The sequence below is a fragment of the Verticiella alkaliphila genome (genome assembly GCF_018904615.1).
Taxonomy (GTDB): domain Bacteria; phylum Pseudomonadota; class Gammaproteobacteria; order Burkholderiales; family Burkholderiaceae_B; genus Verticiella; species Verticiella alkaliphila.
This window is the reverse complement of the sequence record NZ_JADCNH010000001.1, coordinates 118508-141181: the sequence shown is the minus strand read 5'-3', so window position 1 is coordinate 141181 and position 22674 is coordinate 118508. Positions and strand designations below refer to the sequence as shown.

Annotated in this window: 30 protein-coding genes; 20 read left to right on the top strand and 10 right to left on the bottom strand. The window is 65.4% G+C overall.

Annotated features, from left to right (window positions below):
* Positions 1-17 precede the first annotated feature (17 nt).
* The 5 genes from IMZ29_RS00735 (at position 18) to IMZ29_RS00715 (ending at position 4396) form a co-directional block, all read left to right on the top strand.
* The gene (locus IMZ29_RS00735; RefSeq protein WP_216179221.1) at positions 18-917 is read left to right on the top strand and encodes a hypothetical protein; all 900 of its coding nucleotides are present in this window, start codon (positions 18-20) and stop codon (positions 915-917) included.
* Position 918: 1 nt separating this feature from the next.
* Positions 919-2127 carry a glycine-rich domain-containing protein gene (locus IMZ29_RS00730; RefSeq protein WP_216179219.1) on the top strand — a complete coding sequence of 403 codons (1209 nt, stop codon included), beginning with the start codon at positions 919-921 and terminating at the stop codon, positions 2125-2127.
* Between the two features lie 11 nt (positions 2128-2138).
* The gene (locus IMZ29_RS00725; RefSeq protein ID WP_216179217.1) at positions 2139-2720 is read left to right on the top strand and encodes a hypothetical protein; all 582 of its coding nucleotides are present in this window, start codon (positions 2139-2141) and stop codon (positions 2718-2720) included.
* Positions 2721-2786: 66 nt separating this feature from the next.
* Positions 2787-3080, top strand: a complete 294-nt coding sequence (locus tag IMZ29_RS00720) for a hypothetical protein (RefSeq protein WP_216179215.1) — start codon at positions 2787-2789, stop codon at positions 3078-3080.
* A gap of 2 nt (positions 3081-3082) precedes the next feature.
* On the top strand, positions 3083-4396 hold the full coding sequence (locus tag IMZ29_RS00715; RefSeq protein ID WP_216179213.1) for a phage head spike fiber domain-containing protein: 1314 nt from the start codon (positions 3083-3085) through the stop codon (positions 4394-4396).
* Here IMZ29_RS00715 and IMZ29_RS00710 read toward each other — a convergent pair.
* Positions 4393-4758 carry a hypothetical protein gene (locus IMZ29_RS00710; RefSeq protein WP_216179211.1) on the bottom strand — a complete coding sequence of 122 codons (366 nt, stop codon included), beginning with the start codon at positions 4756-4758 and terminating at the stop codon, positions 4393-4395. The two genes, IMZ29_RS00715 and IMZ29_RS00710, sit on opposite strands and share 4 nt — an antisense overlap.
* 129 nt (positions 4759-4887) lie before the next feature.
* On the opposite strand from IMZ29_RS00710, the gene IMZ29_RS00705 reads away from it, so the two are divergent.
* The 6 genes from IMZ29_RS00705 (at position 4888) to IMZ29_RS00685 (ending at position 7616) form a co-directional block, all read left to right on the top strand.
* Positions 4888-5397: a hypothetical protein gene (locus IMZ29_RS00705; protein ID WP_216179209.1), complete on the top strand. Its 510-nt coding sequence runs from the start codon at positions 4888-4890 to the stop codon at positions 5395-5397.
* Positions 5398-5505: 108 nt separating this feature from the next.
* The gene (locus tag IMZ29_RS23455) at positions 5506-5829 is read left to right on the top strand and encodes a DUF7940 domain-containing protein (protein ID WP_443083787.1); all 324 of its coding nucleotides are present in this window, start codon (positions 5506-5508) and stop codon (positions 5827-5829) included.
* Positions 5789-6307 carry a hypothetical protein gene (locus IMZ29_RS00700; protein WP_443083786.1) on the top strand — a complete coding sequence of 173 codons (519 nt, stop codon included), beginning with the start codon at positions 5789-5791 and terminating at the stop codon, positions 6305-6307. The genes IMZ29_RS23455 and IMZ29_RS00700 overlap by 41 nt, the downstream gene beginning before the upstream one ends.
* Positions 6308-6351: 44 nt before the next feature.
* Positions 6352-6765 carry a hypothetical protein gene (locus tag IMZ29_RS00695; RefSeq protein ID WP_216179205.1) on the top strand — a complete coding sequence of 138 codons (414 nt, stop codon included), beginning with the start codon at positions 6352-6354 and terminating at the stop codon, positions 6763-6765.
* A gap of 61 nt (positions 6766-6826) precedes the next feature.
* On the top strand, positions 6827-7198 hold the full coding sequence (locus tag IMZ29_RS00690) for a hypothetical protein (protein WP_216179203.1): 372 nt from the start codon (positions 6827-6829) through the stop codon (positions 7196-7198).
* Between the two features lie 148 nt (positions 7199-7346).
* Positions 7347-7616: a hypothetical protein gene (locus IMZ29_RS00685; RefSeq protein WP_216179201.1), complete on the top strand. Its 270-nt coding sequence runs from the start codon at positions 7347-7349 to the stop codon at positions 7614-7616.
* A gap of 121 nt (positions 7617-7737) precedes the next feature.
* Here IMZ29_RS00685 and IMZ29_RS00680 read toward each other — a convergent pair whose 3' ends face one another.
* Positions 7738-8052, bottom strand: coding sequence for a hypothetical protein (locus IMZ29_RS00680; protein WP_216179199.1), 315 nt, complete (start codon positions 8050-8052; stop codon positions 7738-7740).
* A complete protein-coding gene (locus tag IMZ29_RS00675) occupies positions 8036-8290 on the bottom strand; it encodes a hypothetical protein (RefSeq protein ID WP_216179197.1) in 255 nt (84 codons plus the stop codon). The genes IMZ29_RS00680 and IMZ29_RS00675 overlap by 17 nt, the downstream gene beginning before the upstream one ends.
* Positions 8291-8842: 552 nt before the next feature.
* On the opposite strand from IMZ29_RS00675, the gene IMZ29_RS00670 reads away from it, so the two are divergent.
* The 4 genes from IMZ29_RS00670 (at position 8843) to IMZ29_RS00655 (ending at position 12373) form a co-directional block, all read left to right on the top strand.
* Positions 8843-9631, top strand: coding sequence for a hypothetical protein (locus tag IMZ29_RS00670; protein WP_216179195.1), 789 nt, complete (start codon positions 8843-8845; stop codon positions 9629-9631).
* A gap of 100 nt (positions 9632-9731) precedes the next feature.
* Positions 9732-10028, top strand: a complete 297-nt coding sequence (locus tag IMZ29_RS00665; RefSeq protein ID WP_216179194.1) for a hypothetical protein — start codon at positions 9732-9734, stop codon at positions 10026-10028.
* Between the two features lie 184 nt (positions 10029-10212).
* Positions 10213-11148 (top strand): alpha/beta hydrolase, encoded by a 936-nt coding sequence (locus IMZ29_RS00660; RefSeq protein WP_216179192.1) that lies wholly within the window; start codon positions 10213-10215, stop codon positions 11146-11148.
* A 91-nt stretch (positions 11149-11239) separates the two neighbouring features.
* Positions 11240-12373 (top strand): MFS transporter, encoded by a 1134-nt coding sequence (locus IMZ29_RS00655; protein WP_216179579.1) that lies wholly within the window; start codon positions 11240-11242, stop codon positions 12371-12373.
* Positions 12374-12580: 207 nt separating this feature from the next.
* Here the strand turns inward: IMZ29_RS00655 and IMZ29_RS00650 are convergent, their stop codons facing one another.
* The 7 genes from IMZ29_RS00650 to IMZ29_RS00620 form a co-directional block, all read right to left on the bottom strand.
* Entirely contained in the window at positions 12581-13153 is a 573-nt protein-coding gene (locus IMZ29_RS00650) for a GNAT family N-acetyltransferase (protein WP_216179190.1), read from the bottom strand.
* Between the two features lie 64 nt (positions 13154-13217).
* Positions 13218-13535, bottom strand: a complete 318-nt coding sequence (gene csgH, locus IMZ29_RS00645; RefSeq protein WP_216179181.1) for a curli-like amyloid fiber formation chaperone CsgH — start codon at positions 13533-13535, stop codon at positions 13218-13220.
* An 81-nt stretch (positions 13536-13616) separates the two neighbouring features.
* Complete coding sequence (locus IMZ29_RS00640; RefSeq protein ID WP_216179179.1) at positions 13617-14465, bottom strand: hypothetical protein; 849 nt, start codon at positions 14463-14465, stop codon at positions 13617-13619.
* Positions 14466-14522: 57 nt separating this feature from the next.
* Positions 14523-15074 (bottom strand): hypothetical protein, encoded by a 552-nt coding sequence (locus IMZ29_RS00635; RefSeq protein ID WP_216179177.1) that lies wholly within the window; start codon positions 15072-15074, stop codon positions 14523-14525.
* A gap of 53 nt (positions 15075-15127) precedes the next feature.
* Positions 15128-16105: a CsgG/HfaB family protein gene (locus tag IMZ29_RS00630; RefSeq protein WP_216179175.1), complete on the bottom strand. Its 978-nt coding sequence runs from the start codon at positions 16103-16105 to the stop codon at positions 15128-15130.
* Positions 16102-16551, bottom strand: coding sequence for a curli assembly protein CsgF (locus tag IMZ29_RS00625; protein WP_216179173.1), 450 nt, complete (start codon positions 16549-16551; stop codon positions 16102-16104). Before IMZ29_RS00625 ends, IMZ29_RS00630 begins: the two co-directional genes overlap by 4 nt.
* Complete coding sequence (locus IMZ29_RS00620) at positions 16551-17009, bottom strand: CsgE family curli-type amyloid fiber assembly protein (protein ID WP_216179171.1); 459 nt, start codon at positions 17007-17009, stop codon at positions 16551-16553. The genes IMZ29_RS00625 and IMZ29_RS00620 overlap by 1 nt, the downstream gene beginning before the upstream one ends.
* A gap of 319 nt (positions 17010-17328) precedes the next feature.
* On the opposite strand from IMZ29_RS00620, the gene IMZ29_RS00615 reads away from it, so the two are divergent.
* The 5 genes from IMZ29_RS00615 (at position 17329) to rplT (ending at position 22568) form a co-directional block, all read left to right on the top strand.
* The gene (locus IMZ29_RS00615) at positions 17329-18939 is read left to right on the top strand and encodes a sensor domain-containing diguanylate cyclase (RefSeq protein WP_216179169.1); all 1611 of its coding nucleotides are present in this window, start codon (positions 17329-17331) and stop codon (positions 18937-18939) included.
* A 217-nt stretch (positions 18940-19156) separates the two neighbouring features.
* Positions 19157-21115, top strand: a complete 1959-nt coding sequence (gene thrS / locus IMZ29_RS00610; protein ID WP_216179167.1) for a threonine--tRNA ligase — start codon at positions 19157-19159, stop codon at positions 21113-21115.
* On the top strand, positions 21115-21714 hold the full coding sequence (gene infC, locus IMZ29_RS00605) for a translation initiation factor IF-3 (protein ID WP_216179165.1): 600 nt from the start codon (positions 21115-21117) through the stop codon (positions 21712-21714). Before thrS ends, infC begins: the two co-directional genes overlap by 1 nt.
* Positions 21715-21994: 280 nt before the next feature.
* On the top strand, positions 21995-22192 hold the full coding sequence (rpmI, locus tag IMZ29_RS00600) for a 50S ribosomal protein L35 (protein ID WP_216179577.1): 198 nt from the start codon (positions 21995-21997) through the stop codon (positions 22190-22192).
* Positions 22193-22211: 19 nt separating this feature from the next.
* Complete coding sequence (rplT, locus tag IMZ29_RS00595) at positions 22212-22568, top strand: 50S ribosomal protein L20 (RefSeq protein WP_216179163.1); 357 nt, start codon at positions 22212-22214, stop codon at positions 22566-22568.
* The last annotated feature ends 106 nt before the right edge of the window (positions 22569-22674 follow it).

Below are 22674 nucleotides of genomic sequence, written 5' to 3'. Positions count from 1 at the left end.
TTTTGGTACCCATCAACATGATGATGCCGGGCCGGCTCATCGATTCCTCCGTGCCGCTGCCTGACGTAAACGCCGATCTTGGCGTGGACGACGGTACGCCTTGGAACTCCACAACGACGTACACGGCAGGGCAGGTCGTCTACATCCCCGAGACGCTGGCCAGGTATCGTGCAGCCGACGTCGCCGGCAACCTCAACAAACCTCCGCGCACGAGCCCGACGTTCTGGGTGCAGATTGGCCTCGTCAATCGCTGGACGATGTTCGACGGTCGACTGTCTACGCAGACCGTCGCCAACGACGAGATCTGGGTGGAGATCCGTCCCCAGCAGGCGGTTTCTGGCCTGGCGCTGATGGAGCTCGACGGAACGTCCGTCACGGTGCAGATGCGCGATCCGGTCGCCGATGTTGTGGTCTACGAGCGCACTGAGTCGCTCGACATGACCATCATCAACGACTGGTGGGAGTGGTATTTCAAGCCATTCGAGCGCCGGCGGGACTTGTATTTCAGCGACTTCCCGTCCTACACGAACGGTGAGTTTCGAGTGACGCTGAACGGCACCGGAAGGATCGGACTGGGGATGATGTCGATTGGCACGGCCCGCAACCTCGGGTGTGCGCAGTGGGGTGCCCGAGCGGATTTCAAAGACTACTCGTTCGTGCGCACCGACGACTTCGGCAACACGACGATCGTGCGCCGTCCAAGCGCCAAGAACGCATCGCTGCGCGTCTCGGTCGAGCCCTGGAGCGCGGACTTTGTGACGAGGACGCTGGCCGACGTGCTCTCTGTCCCGTGCATGTGGATCGCCAAGAACGACCCGGGTTTCGAGGCCTTGCGCATCTTCGGCCTGGGCAGCGGCGAGCTTGAATACAACGCCGGAATCTACAACCTCAATCTGTCCATCAAGGGGCTGATCTAGCATGGCAATTGAACCCCCATACAGCGTATCCCCGGCACCGCCCGCGCCTCAGCGGACGCAGCCGCCGGCGGTCTTCGCCGAGCGCGCCGATCCCTTCGTGACGTACATCGCGGGGATGAGCTTTCAGCTCAACGCCCTGGCCGCCAACGTCAACAACAATGCCACTGAGGCTTTCCAGTACTCCGTGCTGGCCGCCTCGATCCGGGACGCGACTCAGACGATTGCCAACCAGGCGATCGCTCAGATGCAGCAGATCGCAGCGCAGGCGAGCACGGACACGCAGGCCATCGCGGATGAGGCCCAGCGAGCCACACGCCGCGAGTCGCAGCGTGCCAGTCGGTACGCGAGCTACGCGCAGGATTATGCGGGGCAGTCGTATGCGCACTCACAGACGGCAGCTGGGCATGCGTCGAGCGCGCAGGCAGCAGCGGCAGCTGCGCAGTCGGCGGCCGGCCTCCCGGCGATTGCGGGCAAGGCATTGCAGGTGCTTCGCGTCAACGCGGCGGGCACTGGCGTTGAGTTCGGCGTGGGCGTGGCCACGGGCTTCGCTCAGTTCACGTCCTCGGCTTCGTGGACACGCCCGTCAGAGGCAACGTGGGTCTGGGTTGAACTGATCGGAGGCGGCGGCTCCGGCGGTGCGCACACGAGCCCTGGGGCCTCAGTGGGCGGTGGCGGCGGAGGGCTGTTCGTCTCTGGCCTGTACAGGGCCTCCGATTTGCCTGCAACCATCTCGATCGTCGTCGGCGCAGGCGGTGCAGCTGTGTCGTCAGCGAACTCCGGCAATGATGGCGGCTCAACGTCGTTTGACGCGCCACGCCTAGTCGCAGCCGGCGGCGGCCGCGGCGCGTCAGGCACCTCGGCAACTAGCGGTGTTGGTGGTTCAGGCGGCGGGATTTACGCCCAGGGCACGTCTGGGAGCCTCGCCGGCGGTGGAGGCTATTCGGACGGTGTGCGCAATGGCGGCGGTAGCGTCTATGGGGGCGGCGGCGGCGGGGGCACCTCTCAGACGGGCGGTTCGCTGGGCCAGGGAGGCGTTTCAGCCCGAGCAGGATCCGGCGGGGCTGCAGCCCGGTCAAGCCTCTCTGGCTCGGCTGCGACCGCCACAAGCGGCTCGTTCCCTGGCGGCGGTGGCGGCGGCGCTGCCTCCAATGGTGGCACCGCGACCTCAGGCGCTGGCGCCGGCGGCGTCGCCAGGGTGTATTGGTGGTGATGGAGATGAAGATGAACGAGAGCGACAACGACAACGACACTGCGATCCTCGACGAGGACGTGACGCAGCAAGACGGCGGCGCGCCGGCCACGCCGCTGGAGCCTGCGCAGCCGGGCGATGGTGGGGCAGGGGATGGCGACCCGCCTGACGTGATCGAGGAGCCCGAGCAGCCAGATCCCGAGCCGCCCGACATCCGTCGCTTCGCCATCGTGGCCGACGGCACCGTGGTCAACGTGACCGAGGCCGATCTGCCGTACGGTGAGGCCCAGGGCTGGATCGAGAGCGACACCGCCGGCATCGGTTGGCTGTACGCGGATGGCGAGTTCACGCCGCCCGAGCCACAGCCCGAGCCCGTGCCGCAGGCCTGCACGCGCCGCCAGGGTCGTCTGGCGCTGCTGCAGGCCGGCCACCTCGATGCCGTCGAGGACGCCATTGCCGCGATCACCGACCCGACCGAGCGCCGCGCCGCGCAGATCGAGTACGAGGCGGACACCTGGCAGCGGTCCAACCAGTTCCTGATCTCGATGTGGGCGCACCTCGGCGGGACCGAGGCCGAGCTCGATGATTTGTTTCGCACGGCGGTGACGCTGTGATCCGCGCCCGCAACCCCATCCCCCGACCCGGCCACGCGCCGGGTTTTGCACATCTGGAGCCCTGATATGGCAACGTCCCCGAAATCCAATCCGATCCGCACGACGGGCAACACGTGGGTGGCGCTCGCCACCGGCAAGCAGGCGATCACCTCCGTGGGCGTCACGCCCGCCGGCGGCACCGCGACCGTCTCCCTCATGCTGCGCCGTGGTGGCGTGGACTACATGATCCAGGGCCCGCGCAGCGTCACCGAGTCGTCCCGCATCTGGACCGACGAGATCGCGCTTGAGACGGGCGACACGCTGATGGCACGCAGCGATGCGCAGGCCGACTGGATCACGTCGGGCTACGTCGAGGTGTGAGCATGATCCTGCCCAACACCCCACGGCCAACGCTGGAGCCGCGAGCGATCACGGCGTTGCTGCGGGCCACGCCGCCAGTGTCGCCCCCGCCCGGGCCGTGGGCGCTCGACCTCGACTTCCGCCGCGACGAGCTGGACCCGCGCCTGCAGATCACCGCGCCCGGCCCGAAATCCTACTGGGACGCCGACGGCATCCTGCGCGTCGCACCGCCGGGCACGTGGCCTATCGAGTGGGATCCGGTGACGCGTGAGCGGCGAGGGAGGAGCGTGTGGGAGGCGCAGACGAACAGCTATATCCGGTCGTCGACCATTTTCACCGGGAATGCGGGCTTCCTTGGAGTCGCTGGAGAGTCTGGCTGGGACGACCCCATGGGTGGTGCGCAGGCGCAGCTGATCACTGAAACCCTGGCGAACTCCGAGCACTTCGCGAACGACAGGTACATCAACCTGACCCAGGGCGCAACGTACACGTTCAGCTGCTACGCGCGGCTGCCCGAGGGGGTCCCGGCCTCACGACTGATGCTGCGCATCGCCGCCGGCAGCAATCAAGGCTGGGGCGCGTTGGACTTGGCGGACGGCCGCACCTGGACGACAGGAGGTGTCAGTTCAGCGACTTACAAGGCGCTCGGCGGCGGCCTCGTGCGCTTCTGGGTGACGTTCACCGCAGCAGCGTCGGCCCTTACCAACATCCGCGTCCAACTGACAGACGAGGCCAACCGCACCTCATACCCCGGGCGCGGCGCGGGTCTGATCTTGTTCGGCGGGCAGTTCGTCACTGGCTCCGTTCCCGGCCCCTACATCCCCACCGAGGGCGCGGCAGTGACGCGTCCGGCTGAGTCGGTGGTTCTGACTCGGGGTGACTGGTTTGATCTCCGGCAGGGAACGTGGATTGTGGAGTACCGAGGGAGCTCACTGGGCACATCTCAGAGGTCATTCGCACTCGGAACATCTCAATCCGGAGAGTTTCTTGAGGTGGTTGCGAAACGAGCCACGTCTGCTATCGGCCGCCATCTGACCGTTGTGTCGGGAGGCACAACCATTGATGTTGGTGTCGGCCTGCCGGTAGCCAGCAATGATCTAGTGCGGATGTCCTTCGCTTACTCAGAGGTGTCCGGCGGTCTAGCAGACTACGCCGTATCCGTAAACGGGGCCGTGGCGCAGGAAAGGAGCGCGGCAGCGGTGGCTCGGGACGCGCAGCAGTTTTGTTTCGGGACAGGTCGATCCGGAGGCGTGCACCTGAACAACGTTATTCAGCGTGTCCGCTACGCCCCCCGCCGCCTGAGCAACGCCGAGCTGCAATCCCTCAGCTCAGCCTAACCAAGCATCTGGGGCAACAGCGGCATCAGCGGAGTGAGCAGCGGCGCGATCACGGTGATGTGGCTTGAAGCCAGGTGCATGAAATCTTCGTAGTGCTGACGAAAGGAAGGCGTGCATGCCGTCGCTCGCATCGCGCTCGCGTGTTGCAGAAGCGTCGGCTTTACGTCTGCAGGGACGTCGGCGGCTCGGACGCTTTCGTGAAGGCGGTTCAGGGCTTCGGCGACCTCGCGGCTCACGATATGATTGCCGGAGGCGTGCGCGTCCCTCACGCCGTTCAGTTCGATCCCGACGTCCAATCCTTCAATTCGGTTGTTTTCGAGGCGGATGTTGCTGCCGCCTTCTACGACGATGCCTTTGGCCATGACCGGCTCCATTGCGTGGTGGGAGGTCGATCATATAGCCAATCCCTCAGCGCCCTGTAGCGCTAGAAGAACATCGATGCGAGAGGACTCACGTATCATGGCCGTACTGCAACTATTGAGGCATCAATCGTGAGCGGCTGGAACGATGCAAAGCGGGAAGTGAGATTGGCGATCAAAGCCGGCGCGTTGCTGTTGATCGCCGCTCTATGCTTGGCCGCTTATCATGGCTCTACTGGCGCCTTCAACTTCGCCATTGTGGTTTTTGTGGTCCTTGCCGCAGTCGTTGCATTTGCCATCCTCGACATCCAGTTTTCCTCGCCCCACCTGTCGCTGCAAAAGCGAGTGGACATGCTGGAGAGAGAGAATAAGGAGATCCGTGAGCTTGCCGAGGCGCTGCTGCGGACCCAATACGTCTTTGCGGACATCGGGCGGTACCCGCTTATGGACGGGCCATCTTTGATGCACACCCAACTGATAGAGCGGTATCTCGATCCTATCCGCAGGCACCTCAACCCGACGCTGGAAGAGGACACCTTTCGAGATATAGCAGCGCTGAACTTGGAGGATGAGGATCTTGATGCGACCTCGCAGATGGCTCTGATCGACCGATTCAGGGCTGTGCGTGGTCTGAAGCCCTAAACACTCGTTTCCGCATTACCCAGCCCGCCACCGCGCGGGCTTTTTTGTACCCGCTACCAGCCCGCCGAGTGCGGGCTTTTTCTTTGCACGCCTGGAGGAGGGCGACCCATGCAGTTGATCCCGCACTGGAGGCAGTTCCATCGCTTCTGGTCCATACGCCTCAGCGCCCTCGGCGCCATCCTCATCGCAATCACCACGGAGTTTCCCCATGCTGCAACGGCTCTTTGGATGGCTCTCCCAGCTGATCTCAAATCTCTCCTCCCGCCCGACTTCGGCCGATATCTCGGGTACGCCATCGTCGCCTGTGGGCTCTTCGCCCGGGTCGTCCACCAGCCCCGGGTTGCCGAGCGTGCCGCCGCCGCGAGTGGTGACGATGGCGTGGGGGCAGAAGGTGAGCCAGACCTTTCGGGACCGAATTACCTGGACCGCTGATGCACTTGGCGTGGAGCTCGACTACCTGATGGCTGTCATGGCCTTCGAGACGGGCGAAACGTTCTCGGCTTCGGTTCGCAATGGCGCGGGAAGCGGAGCGACGGGCCTGATCCAGTTCATGCCGGCCACCGCGAGAGGCATGGGGACAACGACGGACGCACTCGCCGCCATGAGCGCCGAGGACCAGATCGCGTACGTCTACCGTTACCTGCTGCCGTACAAGGGCCGGATGCGGACACTGTCCGACGTCTACATGGCGGTGCTATGGCCGGCCGCCATCGGCAAGCCTGAGAGCGCACCGCTTTGGACGCAGGCAGAGCGGCCCACGACGTACCGTCAGAACGCCGGGCTGGATGGCAACCGAGACGGCACGATCACCAAGGCAGAGGCGGCAGGAAAGGTGCGGGAGAAGCTGGAGCGCGGCCTCATGCCGCTCTATGCATGGACGGGGGCGGTGCACCCCAGCGTCACCAAATGACGCATGAGGCATGGCAGATAGCGCCGGCCAGAAGGAGGGATTGGATGGACGAGGCTATGGCGCTCATGAAAAGCACGCCGTGGTACGTAGGCGTAGGTGCCGGCATGTGGATGCTTGTGTACGCCATCAGCCATGTGCGACGCCTGTTCTCGCGCGATGCCGCTGAGCGTGCCGGAGACGGTGCGCACGTCGGCGCGATCGCGATGCTCCAGAAGCTGCTCGAAGACGAGCGCAAGGAATGCGCCAGCGAGCGCACATTGAGGATCGCCGCCGAGAAACGCTCCGAGGAAGACCGTCAATCACGAATTGAGCTGAAGGAACAGATGATGATCATGGCAGCCAACATGGCGAACCTTGAGCGCACGGTAGCTGCGCAAGAGGTGACCATCCGGCAGTGCAACGACAAAATTGACCACCTGGAGGGCCTGCTCTATGGGTCGAGCACTAAGGGCGCTTAACCACCTGCGCGCAATGCATTTTTTCCGCATCCAGTCGATAGGGCGGTGGCTGGTTGTCGCCATGCTCGTCGCCGCTGCTGGCGTCACTGGCTACTCAATATCCCGGGTGCAGACGGCCGAGACCGTGGCGGCTCTGAAAATGTCGCAGCAGGAAGAACTGGCGACGTATCAGCGGACGTTCGAACTGCAGCAGGAATGGTCCCAATGGGCAATGGCCCGCATGGACGCCCTGATGGATAGAGCCGATCGGACAACGGCTAGGCAGGACGAGGCGACGGAGAAGTTGGAGCGTGTCGAGCAGCAGTCACGTGCGACCACCCTGGCCGCCAGGGCCGCTGCCCGCGCGGCAGCATCTGATCCCGCTATCAGCGACCAGCGTCGGGCCGCACTCAACCGGGTTATCGAGGACGCCAACAAGGCGTTGGTCCAATGAGGGCCGCGTTGCTGTGCCTACTGCTGGCTGGGTGCGCAACCGTGACTCCATGCGCGCCGCTGCCCACGCTAGGGGATGGCGTGGACCCTGTTGAGCACATGGCGGTGATGGCGCAGATGTATGCCGACTGCTCGGCAGGGAGGCGGTGATGGTGGAAATCCTATCTGGTATCAGCGGCTGGCTTGGCGCTGCCCTCGCAGTCCTCGTGGCTCTCGTCGGCACGTGGATCGCCGGCAGGCGGTCGGGTAGCAAGGTGGCGAGCGACGCCGCCGCCGCCCGCCAGGCCGAGCGCGACCGTGCTCAGGCCGAATCCATCCAACGCAATGTTGAGGAGAGACGCAATGCTGAGATTGACGCTGCCCGGCTGCCTGACGGCGGTGCTGCTGACAGGCTGCGGGATCACTGGGCACGCGACTGATAGTGGCTGCCTATGGACCGCGCCGATCTACGTCAGCCGGGCGGACGTGCTGACGGACGGCACAGCCCGGCAGGTCCTGGCGCACAACGAGACGAGGGCGGCGGTGTGCGGGACTCGGTAGTCACCGCACGCGCCGGCGCGACCACGATGCCTCGATCGCGGCCATCTCTGCATCTCGCTTGGCCTTGTCTTCGATCCAGCAAGGCTCGGCGCGCACCTGGTCGCGAAACCGCGCCGCGCCCTGGCGGCCCGCATCGACCATCCCAGGCGCCACCATCTCGCGCATCTCTGACACACGCCACGCCTCGACGACAAGATCCTGCAGCCGGCGGATCTCCCATAGTGCTCTGCGCATCTCTGGCGATGGTGCCGCGGCATACAGGGCGCGCGCCTCGTCCGCAGTCAGGGCAGGGTAGGGGCTAGAACGGCGCGTCATTGTGCAGCTGATCGGCGCGGATGCAGGCCCAGAAGCGGTGGCGGTGTTTCCCGCTACGAGCCGTCATCCGTTTGAACGTCAACAGCACGCGGCCGAGGTCTGGCCCGCCGTCTGCCTCGACGGACACGCGGTCTTTCTCGCACGCAGCGGGATCTGGCAGCAGCTTAATGGCGTCTGCAGCGTAGCCGCCAGGGAGGCGGCGGAGCACGCCGTTGTCAGTTACGAATGGCTCGGTCATGGTTACGATACCTGGTTTTATATCCAGCAATCGTATCGCATTCCCGAGCCCCCGCCCGTCAGCTTGGTAACGCCGCTGTCAGGCCGGCGCGTCCTCTAGCTGCTCGGTAGTGGCTACACATGGCGGTTCCTCCTGCCCCATTGTGCCCTGAAGTGGTGGGGGGAATCTTGCCAAAATGCCTGCGAATTGGGGAACTCAGGGCACTGGATGCAAAGCCAGTCAGCTAGTATTCATGCGGCTCTCCGGGGAGTGCATGCTTTGCACTTGGGACTCGAAATCCGGTATACGTTTAGGCGTATCGTGGGTTCGAATCCCACCCCTTCCGCCAGAAGTTGAGCAAGACACTGAAAAGGCCCTTCGGGGCCTTTTTTGTTTTGGGCTGTCGTTGCCCAACGATCATGGCCTAAAAAATTCCCGCCAACCGGGCCATGTCCTGCAAGGTAAGATACGCCGCCTGCTGGCCGCACCGATGCCGGCGTCTTTCGACCGTTTCCTCTCAAGGATGCCCCGCCCATGGCGATCGACACGCTTCGCAGAATCGTTGCCGCGCTCATGTTGACCTCATCCGGCGGGCTGGCAGGTAGTGCGATGGCCTCGCCGGCGGATGCCGAGCCCCCGATGGTCTGCGTTCAGGATACCAACGTCGACAGCTGCTGGCGTGCGGGTGTGCAGGCTCAGCAGCAGGGCGACATCGCTCAGGCCTTGCAACTGCACGAGCGTTCGTGCGATGCGAGGCTGCAGGAGGCCGGCTGCTATGAGGCGGGCAAGATCCTGCTGCTCAACGCACGCCTGCGCGACGTGCCGGCAGCCGAGGCCAGGTTCAAGCGGGTCTGCGATTCGGACGACATCGGACTTGGCCCGTATGCGTGCAAGTATCTTGGCGTGATCTATCGCGATGGGTTCATCGATGACCGCGAACCCGCGCTGATGTTCGAGCGGCTCGCCAGTGCGTGCTTCCTGCACAACGCACACCCGTTCATCGACGGTGACGGCTGCGGCGTCCTGGCCCGCAACGTTCCCAAAGCGCAAGCGATGGGGCTCCCCCCGGACGGCGATTGGGACCAGGACTACACCGGGTACCTCGCTGAGGCCATGGGGTGCACGGATGACATGCCAGATCTGTGTGTGCGTGCGCTGTCCCGCCTGGATCGGGCCACCTCGCAAGGTGCTGCCTGGGTGGCTCGCTGCGACGACGATGTCCGGGACGAGGTTGCCGCTGACCAGGATTGCCGCTCGCTCGCGATGCGCCCGCAGGATCCGTCGTTCGAGGACCGGCAAGCCCGCCGGCTGCATCTGGTCAGTCTTTTTCGAACGGCGGCGTTGGCATGGGACGCCCGATAGCGCGACGAGCGGGCCATCGGCGATACGCGCGTGCTGTGCCTGGCGCGTCAGGCGCGATTGCCGCAGAATGTGCCTCTGACCTCCACGCCAAGGTGTTGCGATGATTTTTCGTACGTCTCTGCGCGCTGTTCCTTTCTGCCTGGCCCAGTGTGGCGCTGCCGTGCTGGCGGTCCTCATGCTCACGGCTTCACCTGCCTCGCATGCCGCGCAGCCGAGGGGCGATGCGTGTCGCTTCGAGTCGTTGTCGGCAGAACAGCAGCAGCGTTACCAGTCCCGCTACAAACGCCGTCTGCGCAACGACGGCGCCGCCGTGGCTGACCGCTGGCTTTACGAGCAGGTGTGCATGACGGCCGCAGAGCGCCGCGCTGCCCGGGAAAAGCCTGTGCTCGATCGGTAGGGGCGGCCCTGCGCGACAACCCGCACGGAGATGCGCGTGACCCCGGGCTGGGACGGCGCCATGACGATGACGCCCGTTCGGGTCTGCGCTCGGTGAGCGCCGGACGACGCGGGCCCGGCGCACGCTGGCGGCGTGCGCTTGATCACGGGCCCTGTCCGACTGTCGGGCCTGATGGAGTCAACCCATGATGTTTGCACGATGCCGGCGCGTTGCCGGCCTGTCCGCGGTTGTCGCGTTGACGGCGCTCGCGCCTGCCCACGGCGCGCAGGCGCCGTCTTCACCCCCCTCGTATCCTGCGCTGGCCGGTTCAGGGCAGCCGGTCGCCCTGGCGCGCACCCACGAATTCACGATGCGCTCCCGGGCAGGGCGCGATTACCGCCTCTTCGTCGCCGTGCCGCCCGGCGAGCCGCCTGCGCAAGGCTATGGGGTCATGACCGTGCTCGACGCCAATGCCTACTTCGGCGTCGCGGCGCAGGCCATGGGCTTGATCCAGCAGTTCCCGCGGATTCCCGAGAAGGGCGCGCTCGTCGATGCGTATCCCACGCTGGTGGTGGGTGTGGCCTATCCCGGCGACGAGCCCATCCAGGGCGAGCGCCGCACCTGGGATTTTGTGCCGGCGGCCCGCAACCCGGCTTCGCTCGAGCGGCTGCGCGGCCCGCAACCGGGCGGGGCCGACGCGTTCTCGGATTTCCTGGTGCGTGAACTGCGTCCCGCATTGGCCGCCCAATACGCGATCCATCCGGAACGGCAGACGCTGGTGGGTCACTCTCTGGGCGGCTACTTCGTCCTGCATCAGCTCGCGCGCGATCCGGCGGCGTTCCAGCGCTACGTCTCGATCAGCCCTGCCGTGTGGTGGGACGACAGCCGCATCCTGCAGGACCTCGCCACGCTCGCACCGGGCAGGGCGCTGTTGCTGCTTGCCATGGCGCAGCAGGAGTGGCCGGGCTTCGCTGACGGCTCAGCCGAAATGCTCAATGGCGCCCGCGCCTTGCACGACGTGCTGCGCAAGCAGGGGCTGGCGGGCGACGCCTTGCGTTATGTGGAAGTGCCGCTGGAAGACCACATGACCACGCCGTTCTCGGTGATGCCAAGCGCCGCCCGATTCGCCACATTGCCCTGATCGCGTGACCGTCAAGTCTCCTGTATCCCTCGCTGAGCCCCAGGGCCTCAAGGCCATCCCGCGTGGCGTCTGGGCCCTGGGTTTCGTGTCTATGCTCATGGACATCTCCTCTGAGATGATCCACGCGCTGCTTCCCATCTACATGGTGGCCGTGCTGGGCACCTCGGTGCTTGCCGTCGGCATTATCGAGGGCATAGCCGAGGCCACGGCCTCGATCGTCAAGGTGTTCTCGGGCGCGCTGAGCGACAAGCTCGGCAAGCGCAAGCTGCTCGCCGTGGTGGGCTATGGCCTGGGTGCGATCACCAAGCCGGTGTTTCCCCTGGCCGGAACCCTGGGCTGGCTGGTGGGTGCCCGCTTCATCGACCGTGTCGGCAAGGGCATTCGCGGCGCGCCCCGGGATGCACTGGTTGCGGATCTGACGCCGGCGCATCTGCGCGGCGCGGGCTTCGGGCTGCGCCAGACGCTGGACACGTTCGGGGCGTTCCTCGGCCCGGTACTGGCGATCGTCCTCATGGGCGTGACAGCGGGCAACTTCCAGCTCGTGTTCTGGGTGGCCGTGATCCCGGCCTTCCTGGCCGTGCTGGTGCTGAGCGTGGCCGTGAAGGAACCTGCCCGCGCAGCGGTGCGGGCGGTGCGGGCGCCGCTCAGCCGCGGCGAGCTCGCCCGGTTGCCGGCGGCTTACTGGTCGGTCGTGGTCGTCTCGGTGGTGTTCACGCTGGCTCGCTTCAGCGAGGCCTTCCTGCTGCTGCGGGCCGAATCGCTGGGGCTGCCCCTGATGTGGACGCCGGCCGTCCTGGTGGTGATGGCGCTCGCGTTCTCGGCGTCCGCCTATCCCGCGGGCGTGCTGTCGGATCGTGTCGGGCGCATCGGTGTGCTCGCGATCGGTCTCGTCCTGCTCGCGGTGGCGGATATCGTGTTGGCGTATGCCTCAGGGCTCGCAGGCTTGCTGGTGGGAGTTGCCCTGTGGGGTCTGCACATGGGCTTCACGCAAGGTGTATTCGCCGCCATGGTGGCCGACACCGCGCCTGCCGAACTGCGCGGCACCGCATTCGGCATGTACAACCTGCTCACGGGTGTCGCGTTGCTGGTGGCGAGCGTGCTTGCGGGGGCGTTGTGGGATTGGGCCGGGCCGCAGGCCACCTTCGTGGGCGGTGCCGGATTTGCCGCCGCCACGCTCGCCGGGCTGGGTGTTCTGGTCAGCATGCGACGCCGCGTCGAACGCTGAGCACAGTCATCCGAAGGGGGCGTGCGAGACATCGCCACCGCCTGTCAGCCCTTGCGCCGGCGCCAGAGTTCCTTTCCGATGGCGTAGATCACGCCAATGGCCAATCCGAGGCCAATCCATTGCCATATGGTCATGGGCGAGACCATACCATGGCGAGCCCCGCCATGCGCTGCCAGGTGACAGGGCCCTCAGGGCCTTCGGACTGCGTTACCTCGGCGTGTCGGCGGGTTGCTGCGGATGCGAGCTGTCGCCTTCGCCCAGGGTGCGCTGCATCATCACGGTATCGATCCACTGGCCCAGCTTGTAACCGACGGACGTATGGGTGCCGATGGCCCGGAACCCATGACGAGCGTGGAGCGCGACCGAGCCAGCATTGTCGCTGCCACCGACCACCGCAATCATCTGCCGCCAGGGGCCTCGCTCACAGCGGGCGATGAGTTCGCCGAGCAAGGCCGAGCCGACGCCGCGACCGTGGCAGCCCGGGTCGATGTAGACGGAATCCTCGACCGTGTAGCGATAGGCCGGACGCGGCCGGTGGGTGGCGGCGTAGCAGTAGCCCACGACCTTCCCGGCCAGCTCGGCCACGAGGTAGGGCAGGCCGCTGTCGAGTACAGCGGCACGGCGAAGGCCCATCTCTGCGACCGAAGGCGGTTCGACCTCGAAGGTTGCCGTGGCCGTCAGCACGTAGTGCTGGTAGATCTGCTGGATCGGGGCGATGTCGTCGATGGTCGAATCCCGCACGAGCAAGGCGGGCTGGGGCTCAGCAACTGGGGCAGACATGGTGCAGGCGATGACGGCGAACGAGGAGCGCCAGTATATTCGCGCGCTTGGCATCGTCAGCCTGTCAGCTGTTGCCCTCGCGTGGGCAATCGAAGCGGTACACGCGCTCGGCGGCTTGGTCTGAATGCAGCCGCAGTTCGACGTCGCAGGTGTCGTTCGCGCCTGCGTTGATGCTCACCCGGGTAAGCGGCGTAGCCGTGCCGGCGGAGGTGCGCACCGTGCCTTGCTGCTGCGTCTCGGAGCGGCCGTTGCGGCCCTCGCGCAGCACGCGCAAGTGATATTCGAAGGTGGTCGCCTGGGTAGTGCGCACATAAGGCGCGATCACCATGTCCAGCGCGGCGGCCTGGTCCAGCCAGACCTGGATGTTGGCATCGATGGGCATGACGGGATCCCTTCGCGGCAGATAGAGACGGCCCGGGCATGCGCCCGGGCCGAGAAGGCATCGTCAGATGACGATGGCTGATCAGCGCTGCGTGACCATGGCGTAGTTGTGGTTGCCCGACTGCGTCACGTTGGCGTTGAAGTTCTGACCCATCTGCTCGACGCCGGCGTGGTTGTAGTTGCCGGGTTGGGAGATGAACGAACGCAGGTTGGACCCGGATTGCTCGGTGTAGGCGTAGTTCAGGTCGCCGCCTTGCAGGATCTTCGCTTCGTTCGTGGCACCGTAGCCAGCCTGCGTGATGTAGGCTTCGTTGCGGTAGCCGTCCTGGCCGATGTAGGCGACGTTGTTCACGTTGCTTTGCTTGATGTCGGCCGTGCTGTAGCGCGAGTTGTGCTGTTTGATCTGCGCGCTCTGGTTCTGGCCAGATTGCGTGATCCACGCGCCGTTGTAGTCGCCGCTTTCCCAGAAGCCCTGGTTGGCGTTGATGCTGGCCTGCAGGTTGTTGCCGAAGGTCTGCTTGATGCCGGCCGAGTTGTAGTCGCCATTCTGGGCGATGGTGCCGCGGCTGTTGCCGACGTCTTGCTGCTGCACCCACGAATCGTTGTAGCCGCCACGATGGCTGATCGCCGCGTTCACGCCGTTGGTCGTGACTTGCGTGATCGTCGACGTGTTGAAGTCAGCACGCGAGCCTTCGTAGATCGAAGCCGTGGCGTTGCCGGTCACGCCGCGTTGCTCGACGTAGCCTTCGTTGCGATCGCCCAGTTGGGTGACGCTGGCGTTGGCGTTGCCGTTGTTGGTGAAGGATTGCGAGACCGTGGCGCTGTTGGCGTCACCGTCCTGCAGCACCGTGGCGGTGCCGGCGGCCATGACGGGCAGGGCGCCGAAAGCGAGGGACAGACCGAGAGTCAGCGTGGAAAGCTTGCGTTGCATGGTGATATCTCCTGGGGGGGGTAAAGACCTGGAACGACCTCGTAGACCCAGCGGTCTTCAGTGCTGGACTACCTTTGCGTAGCCCGCATCGCCGTACTGCGTCACGACGGCTCTTGCGGACTCCGACATCTGGATGACCTCGGCGGTATTGCCGCGGCCGTACTGCCCGACGAGGGCCGCGTTGTCGCGACCCACTTGCGTGGCATGGAGCCGGTTGTCGCTGCCCGTCTGCGTGGCGGCGATCCGGTTGTCCTGCCCGATCTGTGTGATGTCCATCTGGTTGTCGTAGCCCGCCTGGCGCAGATTCGCGGCATTGCCCGCGCTGGCGCCGGACCGCTGGGTGAGCCGGATGGCGCCGCGCTCTCCGCTCTGCGTCGCGTCCACGCGCTGGCCAGCGCCGTACTGCTGGATCCGGGCGGCGTTCGCGTCCCCGCTTTGCAGCAGGTTCACGCGACCCTGCGAGCCGAGTTCGGCGGCCGGCAGGTGTTCGGCCGGGCCCAGGTCGCTGGCCTGGGCCGAGGGCAGGGTGAGCCAGAACGTGGCGGCGGTGAGGGCGGCGAGGCAAACCCGCTGTCGGCGCGTGAGCGTGGTGGGGCGAATGGCGGTCATGGCGGTCTCGGTGCGGGGCCGGGGCGTGGGTGCCCCGGCCGGGTTCATCGGCGTCACTGCTGCGCGGGAGCTGCGGCCACGGCCTGTCCGGCCGGGGTTTGCGCGGCGGCACTCTGCTCGGCGGGGTCGACGCCGTAGTTCTGCGCCTCACGCAGGTAAGCCTGGACGATCGGGGCATTCCAGTCCTTCTCGTCGCGCAGCACCCAGCTGCGATCGCGCAGGCCTTGCACGGTCAGATGCATCACTGCGGTCTCGATGGCCTCCTTCACGCAGAGCTGGGCAGGCTCGTTGTTCGTGACGCCAGCTTCCACCTCGAGCAGCTCCTTGAAGTTCACGAACCGGAAGACGCTCGGCCGGATCTCGTAGGAGTAGATGGTCTTGGTCGTGGACACGCTGTGCAGGATCTGGCCGTTGCGCACATCGATGCTGCGCAGCGCGACGGTGACCTGGTCGACGCGATACTGGGTGGACAGGCCGATGCCGAGGAAGCGGGCGCCCGCGCCACCGGTGCGGACGTTGCTCTCGTAGGCGATCACGCCGCCGTCGATCATGATGGCCGCGGGCATCAGCGCGGGCACGTTGGCCGTCGCACCCACCGCGTCATCGGTGCCGCCATCCAGGGCGCGCACGATCCGGCGTTCCGTGAGCAACTCCTGCAGGCTCTCGCGCTCGACCGGGGTGAACCAGCCAGAGTCCTTCAGCGCCTTGACCAGCATCGATGCTGCGCCCTGCGTCACCGAGGTCGAGAACGAGCTGTCCGGCGCCGGCTTGTACTGCCCGGTCTGATCCCGAAAGCCGTAGACGGCGACGACGATCTTGCCCTTGGGCGGCGGCAGCTTGAGCAGGTCCCGGGTGGCGGGCGAGGCGGGCGTGAGCGCCGCGGGCTCGGTGACTTCCACCGGTTGGCGCGTCGGGCCGGGACCGGCGCAGGCCGTGAGCACGGCGCAGGCGAGTACGGCCAGGGCGAGGTGCGTGCGTTTGCCGATCGAGGGCAGGCGCGGCGTGGCGCGGGGCAGGGCGAGGCTGGTCATTTGCCCACCTGGAAGGAAGTGGAAGTACCCAACAGCTTGTCGGTGGTCGTGATCTGCAGGGCGCCGGAGCCCAGATCGACGATGTCGATCACGAAGTTGCCGGTCTGCACCGTGCCGGGGCGAAGCCCGCCGTCCGTTCCTGTGATCTGCGAGGAGGCCGAGGCCGCGAGCCGGCTCAGGATGGCGCGTTCGAGCGAGTCGTTGAACGACTGCAGGGGGCTTTGCGAATTGAAGCCTGCACCGCCGATGTCGGCTTCCGGATCCTTGTGCTTGTTCTGCGCTTGCGCGGAGTTGAGCAGCACCGCGCCATTGAGGGGGCTACCCCCGAAGGACGGATTCACCGGGTAATAGATCATCTCGGTGGCGTGCCCCACGATTGGGGCGGCGGCCAGGAGGAGCGCGGTGGCCGAAGCCTGCGCGATCGCTCGCAAGGACAGCGTGTTCATTACAGTTCCTCCGCACCGAGATCGGTGTCTCGAAAGAGAAGACGGGCTACGTCGATGTCGATGACGTTCTTCAAGGCGATGGCGGCGGCGCGTCGGCTGACCGGTCGGGCGGCCGAGCGCTGCGGTGACAGATAGGCATGGAACACGCGGCGCTGGCCGTATTGCACCCACATTTCGCTGCCGCGCTGGGCGGTCGGCCGCTCGTGCACCGATACCGTGTAGCGGGTGCCATCGGGCTGGTCGCGCCAGGCAGCGGCGAAGAACTGATAGAAGTCGCGGCCAAGCACGGTCACCGTGCGATTGATGACGATGCCCGAGAGCGGGTCGCGCGAGACGGGCAGGGTGAGCGCAGGTTTGCTGGCGTCGATCGGCGCGGTGCTGGGTGGGGGCGGCGCGGCGTGGCCGGCAGCGCACAGCAGCAGTCCCATCGCACCCAGCATTGGCAGCGTCTTGCCCATCGCAGTCTCCGCATCGTTGTCAGCATTCCGGATCGCGCCGTTCTGGCGTGTCCGGGTCAGATCGGGGGCTGGTGGCAAACCGTGTCCCGATGTGAAAAATGATAGGTGTGACAACCTGTCATCGGTATCTGGTAAACGGACTAGACCGGGGTGCGTTTTCGGCTTAGTCGCTAGACCTGTGGAGGCTTAGGTCGTATGTCGGAGGTGTGCGGATGAGTCGGCGACTGGCATTGCAGGTTGGTGGCAGTGCGACGGTCGGGCATGCAACAGGCCAAAAGTCTGCTTCTTCATCAGATTGTCAAATGAGGATGCTGTTAGCATGGACGCCCATCCGTCGTTCGCTCCCACGCCTCCCTACAGCGACATGTTTCGCATCGACCTACGTCGTCTCATCCTGACGCTGTGCCTTCTGTCGGTCGCGGCGGCCATGCTCAATGGCCTTTACTCGAGCCTCGTCGTACAACGCGACGTGCTGGTGCAGACCACTCTCGAGACAAATCGAGCGTATGCCGCCAAGCTGGCCAACACGACTCGCCAGATGGTCGACAACGCCCGCGCCAGCCTGCGCTATGGGGCCGATGTCTTTGGCGGGAGCCGGGGTGATAGCCTCACCGCCCGTCGCGAAGTCGAGCGGCTGCTGAACCAGTCGTCGTTCTTCAACTCGGTGATCGTCATCGACAGCACGGGTGTCGTGCGTGCGTCCACGCCCGGCACCACGCTCGCCGTCGGCCAGCGACTGGCCACGACGGAAGGTGTGGGTGCTTTGCAGCGGCGCGAGTCCTATGTGTCCGAACCGTATCTCGCCAGCACGGGCCGCTGGCTGCTCACGCTCTGGGAGCCTGCGTTCTCGCCGGACGGCGTCTATCAGGGGATGATGGTGGGGTCCTTCTACCTGCACGAGGACAACATCCTGAGCGCCCTGCTGGGCGAGCAGAGCAGCCATGACGGGTCGTACGTGTACGTCGTGGACGATTCCGGCAAGCTCATCTACCACCCCGTGCGGGCGCGCATCGGCGAGCTGATCTACGATCGCAACCCGGCCGTGCGGCGCGTCCTCCATGGCGAGGCGGGCTCCATGGACCTCGTCAACTCGCAAGGGATTCGCATGCTGGCCGGATTCGCCCCCGTTCCCGGCGTGAATTGGGGTGTGATTTCCCAGCAGGCTTACGACACCGCGGTGATGCCGTTGACCGACCTCATGTGGCGCACCGTGCGCAATTCGCTGCCGCTCCTGATCTTCGTACTCGTGGTCATCTGGTGGACCTCCGAGCGCATCGCGTTGCCGCTGCGGCGTATGGCGCGTGTGGTGCGCCAGCTCGAGGGCAAGCGTGCCGCCGAGATGATCACGTCCGTCAACGCCTGGTACTTCGAAGCCGAGCAACTGCGCCGCGCGTTGCTCACGGGCCTGTCGTCGCTGCAGCGCGTGCTGGCCGGCTTGCGCCAGGACAGCATGACGGACGCACTGACGGGCGTGCTGAATCGCCGCGGCATGGATCTGGTGCTGGACGAGCTCTTCGCATCGCGCACGCCGTTTGCCGTGGTGTGTTTCGACGTCGATCACTTCAAGCGCGTGAACGACACATACGGGCATGCGCTGGGCGACAGCATCCTGCGGCGCGTGGGTGAGATCGCGCGCGACAGTTCGCGCGACGACGACGTCGTGTGCAGGGCGGGCGGGGAGGAATTCCTGATGCTGCTGCCCAACAGTACCCAGCGCGACGCCGAGATGGTGGCCGAGCGTCTTCGTCAGGCAGTGGCGGACACGGCCATGCCGGGGGGCGTGCCGATCACGATTTCGCTCGGGGTCGCGCACTGGCCGGCCTCCGCGGAGACGCCTGCCGCGGCCGTCCACGCGGCGGACGCCGCCATGTACCAGGCCAAGCACGCCGGGCGTAACTGTATGCGCGCGGCTGCGCTACGACGCGGTTAGGGCGTAGGTTGCATCTGCTACACTCTGAAGCCTGTCCGACCTGACGTGTCGCCATGTCCTGCCGCCTGCCCCGAACTACGACCGAAACCATCCCCGCCTGAGGCGCGTTGGTGGTTTCGTCCTGGTCGTGTGGCCGCCCGCCGGCGTCCGATGCAACACCTTCAGGTCAACCCTTGAACGCGGCCCCCGGGCCGCTTTCTTTTTTGGAATTTTTCGCATGGTCCAGATCCGCCTGCCCGATGGCTCCCAGCGTTCGTACCCGCAGCCCGTGACGGTCGCCGAAGTGGCGCAGTCCATCGGCACCGGGCTCGCGCGCGCCGCGCTGGGTGGCCGCGTCCGTCTCGACGAGGGCGAGCCTCGTCTGGTCGATACCAGCTATCGCATCGAACGCGACGCCGAGCTCGCGATCGTCACCGCCAAGGACGCCGACGGCCTGGACCTGATCCGCCACTCCACGGCGCACCTGCTAGCCTACGCCGTGAAGTCGCTGTTTCCCGAGGCTCAGGTCACCATCGGCCCGGTGATCGACAACGGCTTCTACTACGACTTCTCCTACTCTCGTCCTTTCACGCCGGAAGATCTCGCTGCCATCGAGAAGAAGATGGCCGAGATCGTGAAGGCCGACATCCCCGTGAGCCGGGAAGAATGGATGCGCGACGATGCCGTGGCGTTCTTCTCGTCGATCGGTGAGAAATACAAGGCCGAGATCATCGCCTCGATTCCGTCCAACGAGGCCATCAGCCTGTATCGCGAGGGTGATTTCGTCGACCTGTGCCGCGGCCCGCACGTGCCCTCCACGGGCAAGCTGAAGGTCTTCAAGCTCATGAAGGTGGCCGGTGCCTATTGGCGCGGCGACAGCAACAACGAGATGCTGCAGCGCATCTACGGTACGGCCTGGGCCACGAAAGAAGAGCAGGACGCCTACCTGCACATGCTGGAGGAAGCCGAGAAGCGCGATCACCGCCGGCTCGGCCGCGAGCTCGATCTCTTCCATTTCCAGGAAGAGGCGCCTGGCCTCATCTTCTGGCACCCCAAGGGCTGGACCCTCTGGCAGCAGGTCGAACAATACATGCGCCGCGTGTATCGCCAGAACGGCTACCAGGAAGTGAAGGCGCCACAGATCCTCGATCGTTCCCTGTGGGAAAAGACCGGGCACTGGGAGAACTACCGCGAGAACATGTTCACGACGGAGTCCGAGAACCGGTACTACGCCTTGAAGCCGATGAACTGCCCGGGTCACGTGCAGATCTTCAATTCGGCCCTGCGCTCGTATCGGGATCTGCCGCTGCGCTATGGCGAGTTCGGCCAGTGCCATCGCAATGAGCCCTCCGGCGCACTGCACGGCATGATGCGCGTGCGCGGCTTCACTCAGGACGACGGCCACGTCTTCTGTACGGAAGACCAGATCCTGGACGAGTGCGTCGCCTTCACCGAGCAGTTGCAACAGGTGTATGCCGACTTCGGCTTTGCCAACGTGCTCTACAAGGTCGCCACGCGCCCGGCCAAGCGGATCGGCTCGGACGAGATCTGGGACAAGGCCGAGCATGCACTCATGGAGAGCCTGCGCCGCTCGGGCGTGGAATTCGAGATTGCCCCGGGCGACGGCGCCTTCTACGGCCCGAAGATCGAATACACCCTGAAGGATGCCATCGGTCGCCACTGGCAGTGCGGCACGATCCAGGTCGATTTTTCCATGCCGGGGCGGCTGAATGCCGAATTCGTCGACGCCTCGGACCAGCGCCGCGCGCCGGTCATGCTCCACCGCGCCATCCTGGGCTCGCTCGAACGCTTCATCGGCATGCTGATCGAAAACCACGCGGGCGCCATGCCGGCGTGGCTCGCGCCGGTGCAGGCGGTGGTGTGCAGCATCTCGGAAGGCACGGCCGATTACGCCCGCGAAGTGGCCGAATCGTTGCGCGCACGCGATCTTCGTGCAGAAAGCGATTTGCGCGGAGAAAAGATCACTTATAAAATCAGAGAGCACAGCCTGCAAAAAGTGCCGTACATCCTTGTGGTCGGCGAGAAGGAAAAACAGGCCGGCGCGGTGGCCGTTCGGGCCCGCGGCGGCGTGGATCTGGGTACCATGCCCGTGTCCGATTTCATCGCCCGCATCGAAGCTGAGGTACAGCGTCGTCGTGACGACACCGTCGTCGCCGCCGCCAAGCAGGCATCCTGATGACCCTGGCCGCTCAGGCGGCCAGCGGCATTGACACTTTAGGAGTCGTCAACATCGCAACCGAGAAGTCCAATCGCATCAATGGCGAGATTCATGCCCCTGAGGTCCGCCTCGTAGGTCTGGAAGGCGAAGCCCTCGGCATCGTCAAGCTGGCCGAAGCCTTCAGGCTGTCCGAGCAGCACGACGTCGATCTGGTCGAGATCGCACCGACGGCGCAGCCGCCGGTCTGCCGCCTGATGGATTATGGCAAGTTCAAGTACCAGGAGCAGAAGCGCCAGCACGAAGCCCGCGCCAAGCAGAAGGTCATCCAGGTCAAGGAGGTGAAGTTCCGCCCCGCGACCGACGACGGCGACTACCAGGTCAAGCTGCGCAATCTCAAGCGCTTCCTGGAAGACGGCGACAAGGCCAAGGTCACCCTGCGGTTCCGTGGGCGCGAGATGGCGCACCAGGAACTCGGCATGCGGGTGCTCGAGCGCGTGCGCGACGATCTGGTGGACTTGTGCCAGGTCGAAGCCATGCCCAAGCTCGAAGGCCGGCAGATGGTCATGGTGTTGGCGCCCAAGAAGAAGGCGCCTGCCAAGACGGACAAGGTTGCATGACCCCTCTCGGGGCGGGCTGTATCAGTCCGCCCCGTCCACCGCGCGCAACCTCAGTTGCGCTGCGGTCTGAAAAGACACTATAATCAACGGTTTGTGACGATTCCTGTCGGGCTTTGGCTGCCCGGGTCGGGATCGGTGCGAATCCGCTTGCGCGATGTTCGCGTGAGCACAACCTCAAGCAAAGATCGGGCTGGCCGCCATCGGTGGCCTCAAGTCGGTTGTCTTGGGCATTGCCCAGCACGCCGCGCCTGTCATTGCCTCAAAGCCACTGGAAGTCATCATGCCGAAAATGAAGACCAAGAAGAGCGCTGCAAAGCGCTTCAAGGTCCGCGGTAGCGGGTCGATCAAGCGGGGCCAGGCCTTCAAGCGCCACATCCTCACCAAGAAAACCACGAAGAGCAAGCGCCAGCTGCGTGGCAGCACCGCCGTTCATGAGTCCGACGTCAAGTCCGTCCGGGCCATGATGCCCTTTGCCTGATTGATCCCGGAGTACCGATATGCCTAGAGTCAAACGTGGCGTAACCGCCCGCGCCCGCCACAAGAAAGTCATCGCCGCCGCCAAGGGTTACCGTGGCCGCCGCGGTAATGTGTTCCGTATCGCCAAGCAGGCGGTCATGCGTGCAGGCCAGTACGCCTACCGCGATCGTCGCAACAAGAAGCGCACGTTCCGCGCGCTGTGGATCACGCGTATCAACGCCGCCACGCGCGAGCACGGCCTGTCCTACAGCGTGTTCATCGCCGGTCTGAAGAAGGCCAACATCGACCTCGACCGCAAGGTCCTGTCCGATCTGGCCGTGCGCGACAAGGCGGGCTTCGCCGCCATCGTGCAGCAAGCGAAGAGCGCCTTGGCCTGATCGCAGGTCACGCACCATCCCGGTCGCCGCGTCACGGCGTGGCGACCGTCTCAAACGGGGCTCTTCGATGCCCCGTTTGTTTTTTCCGTCGGCCGAATGTGTTGCC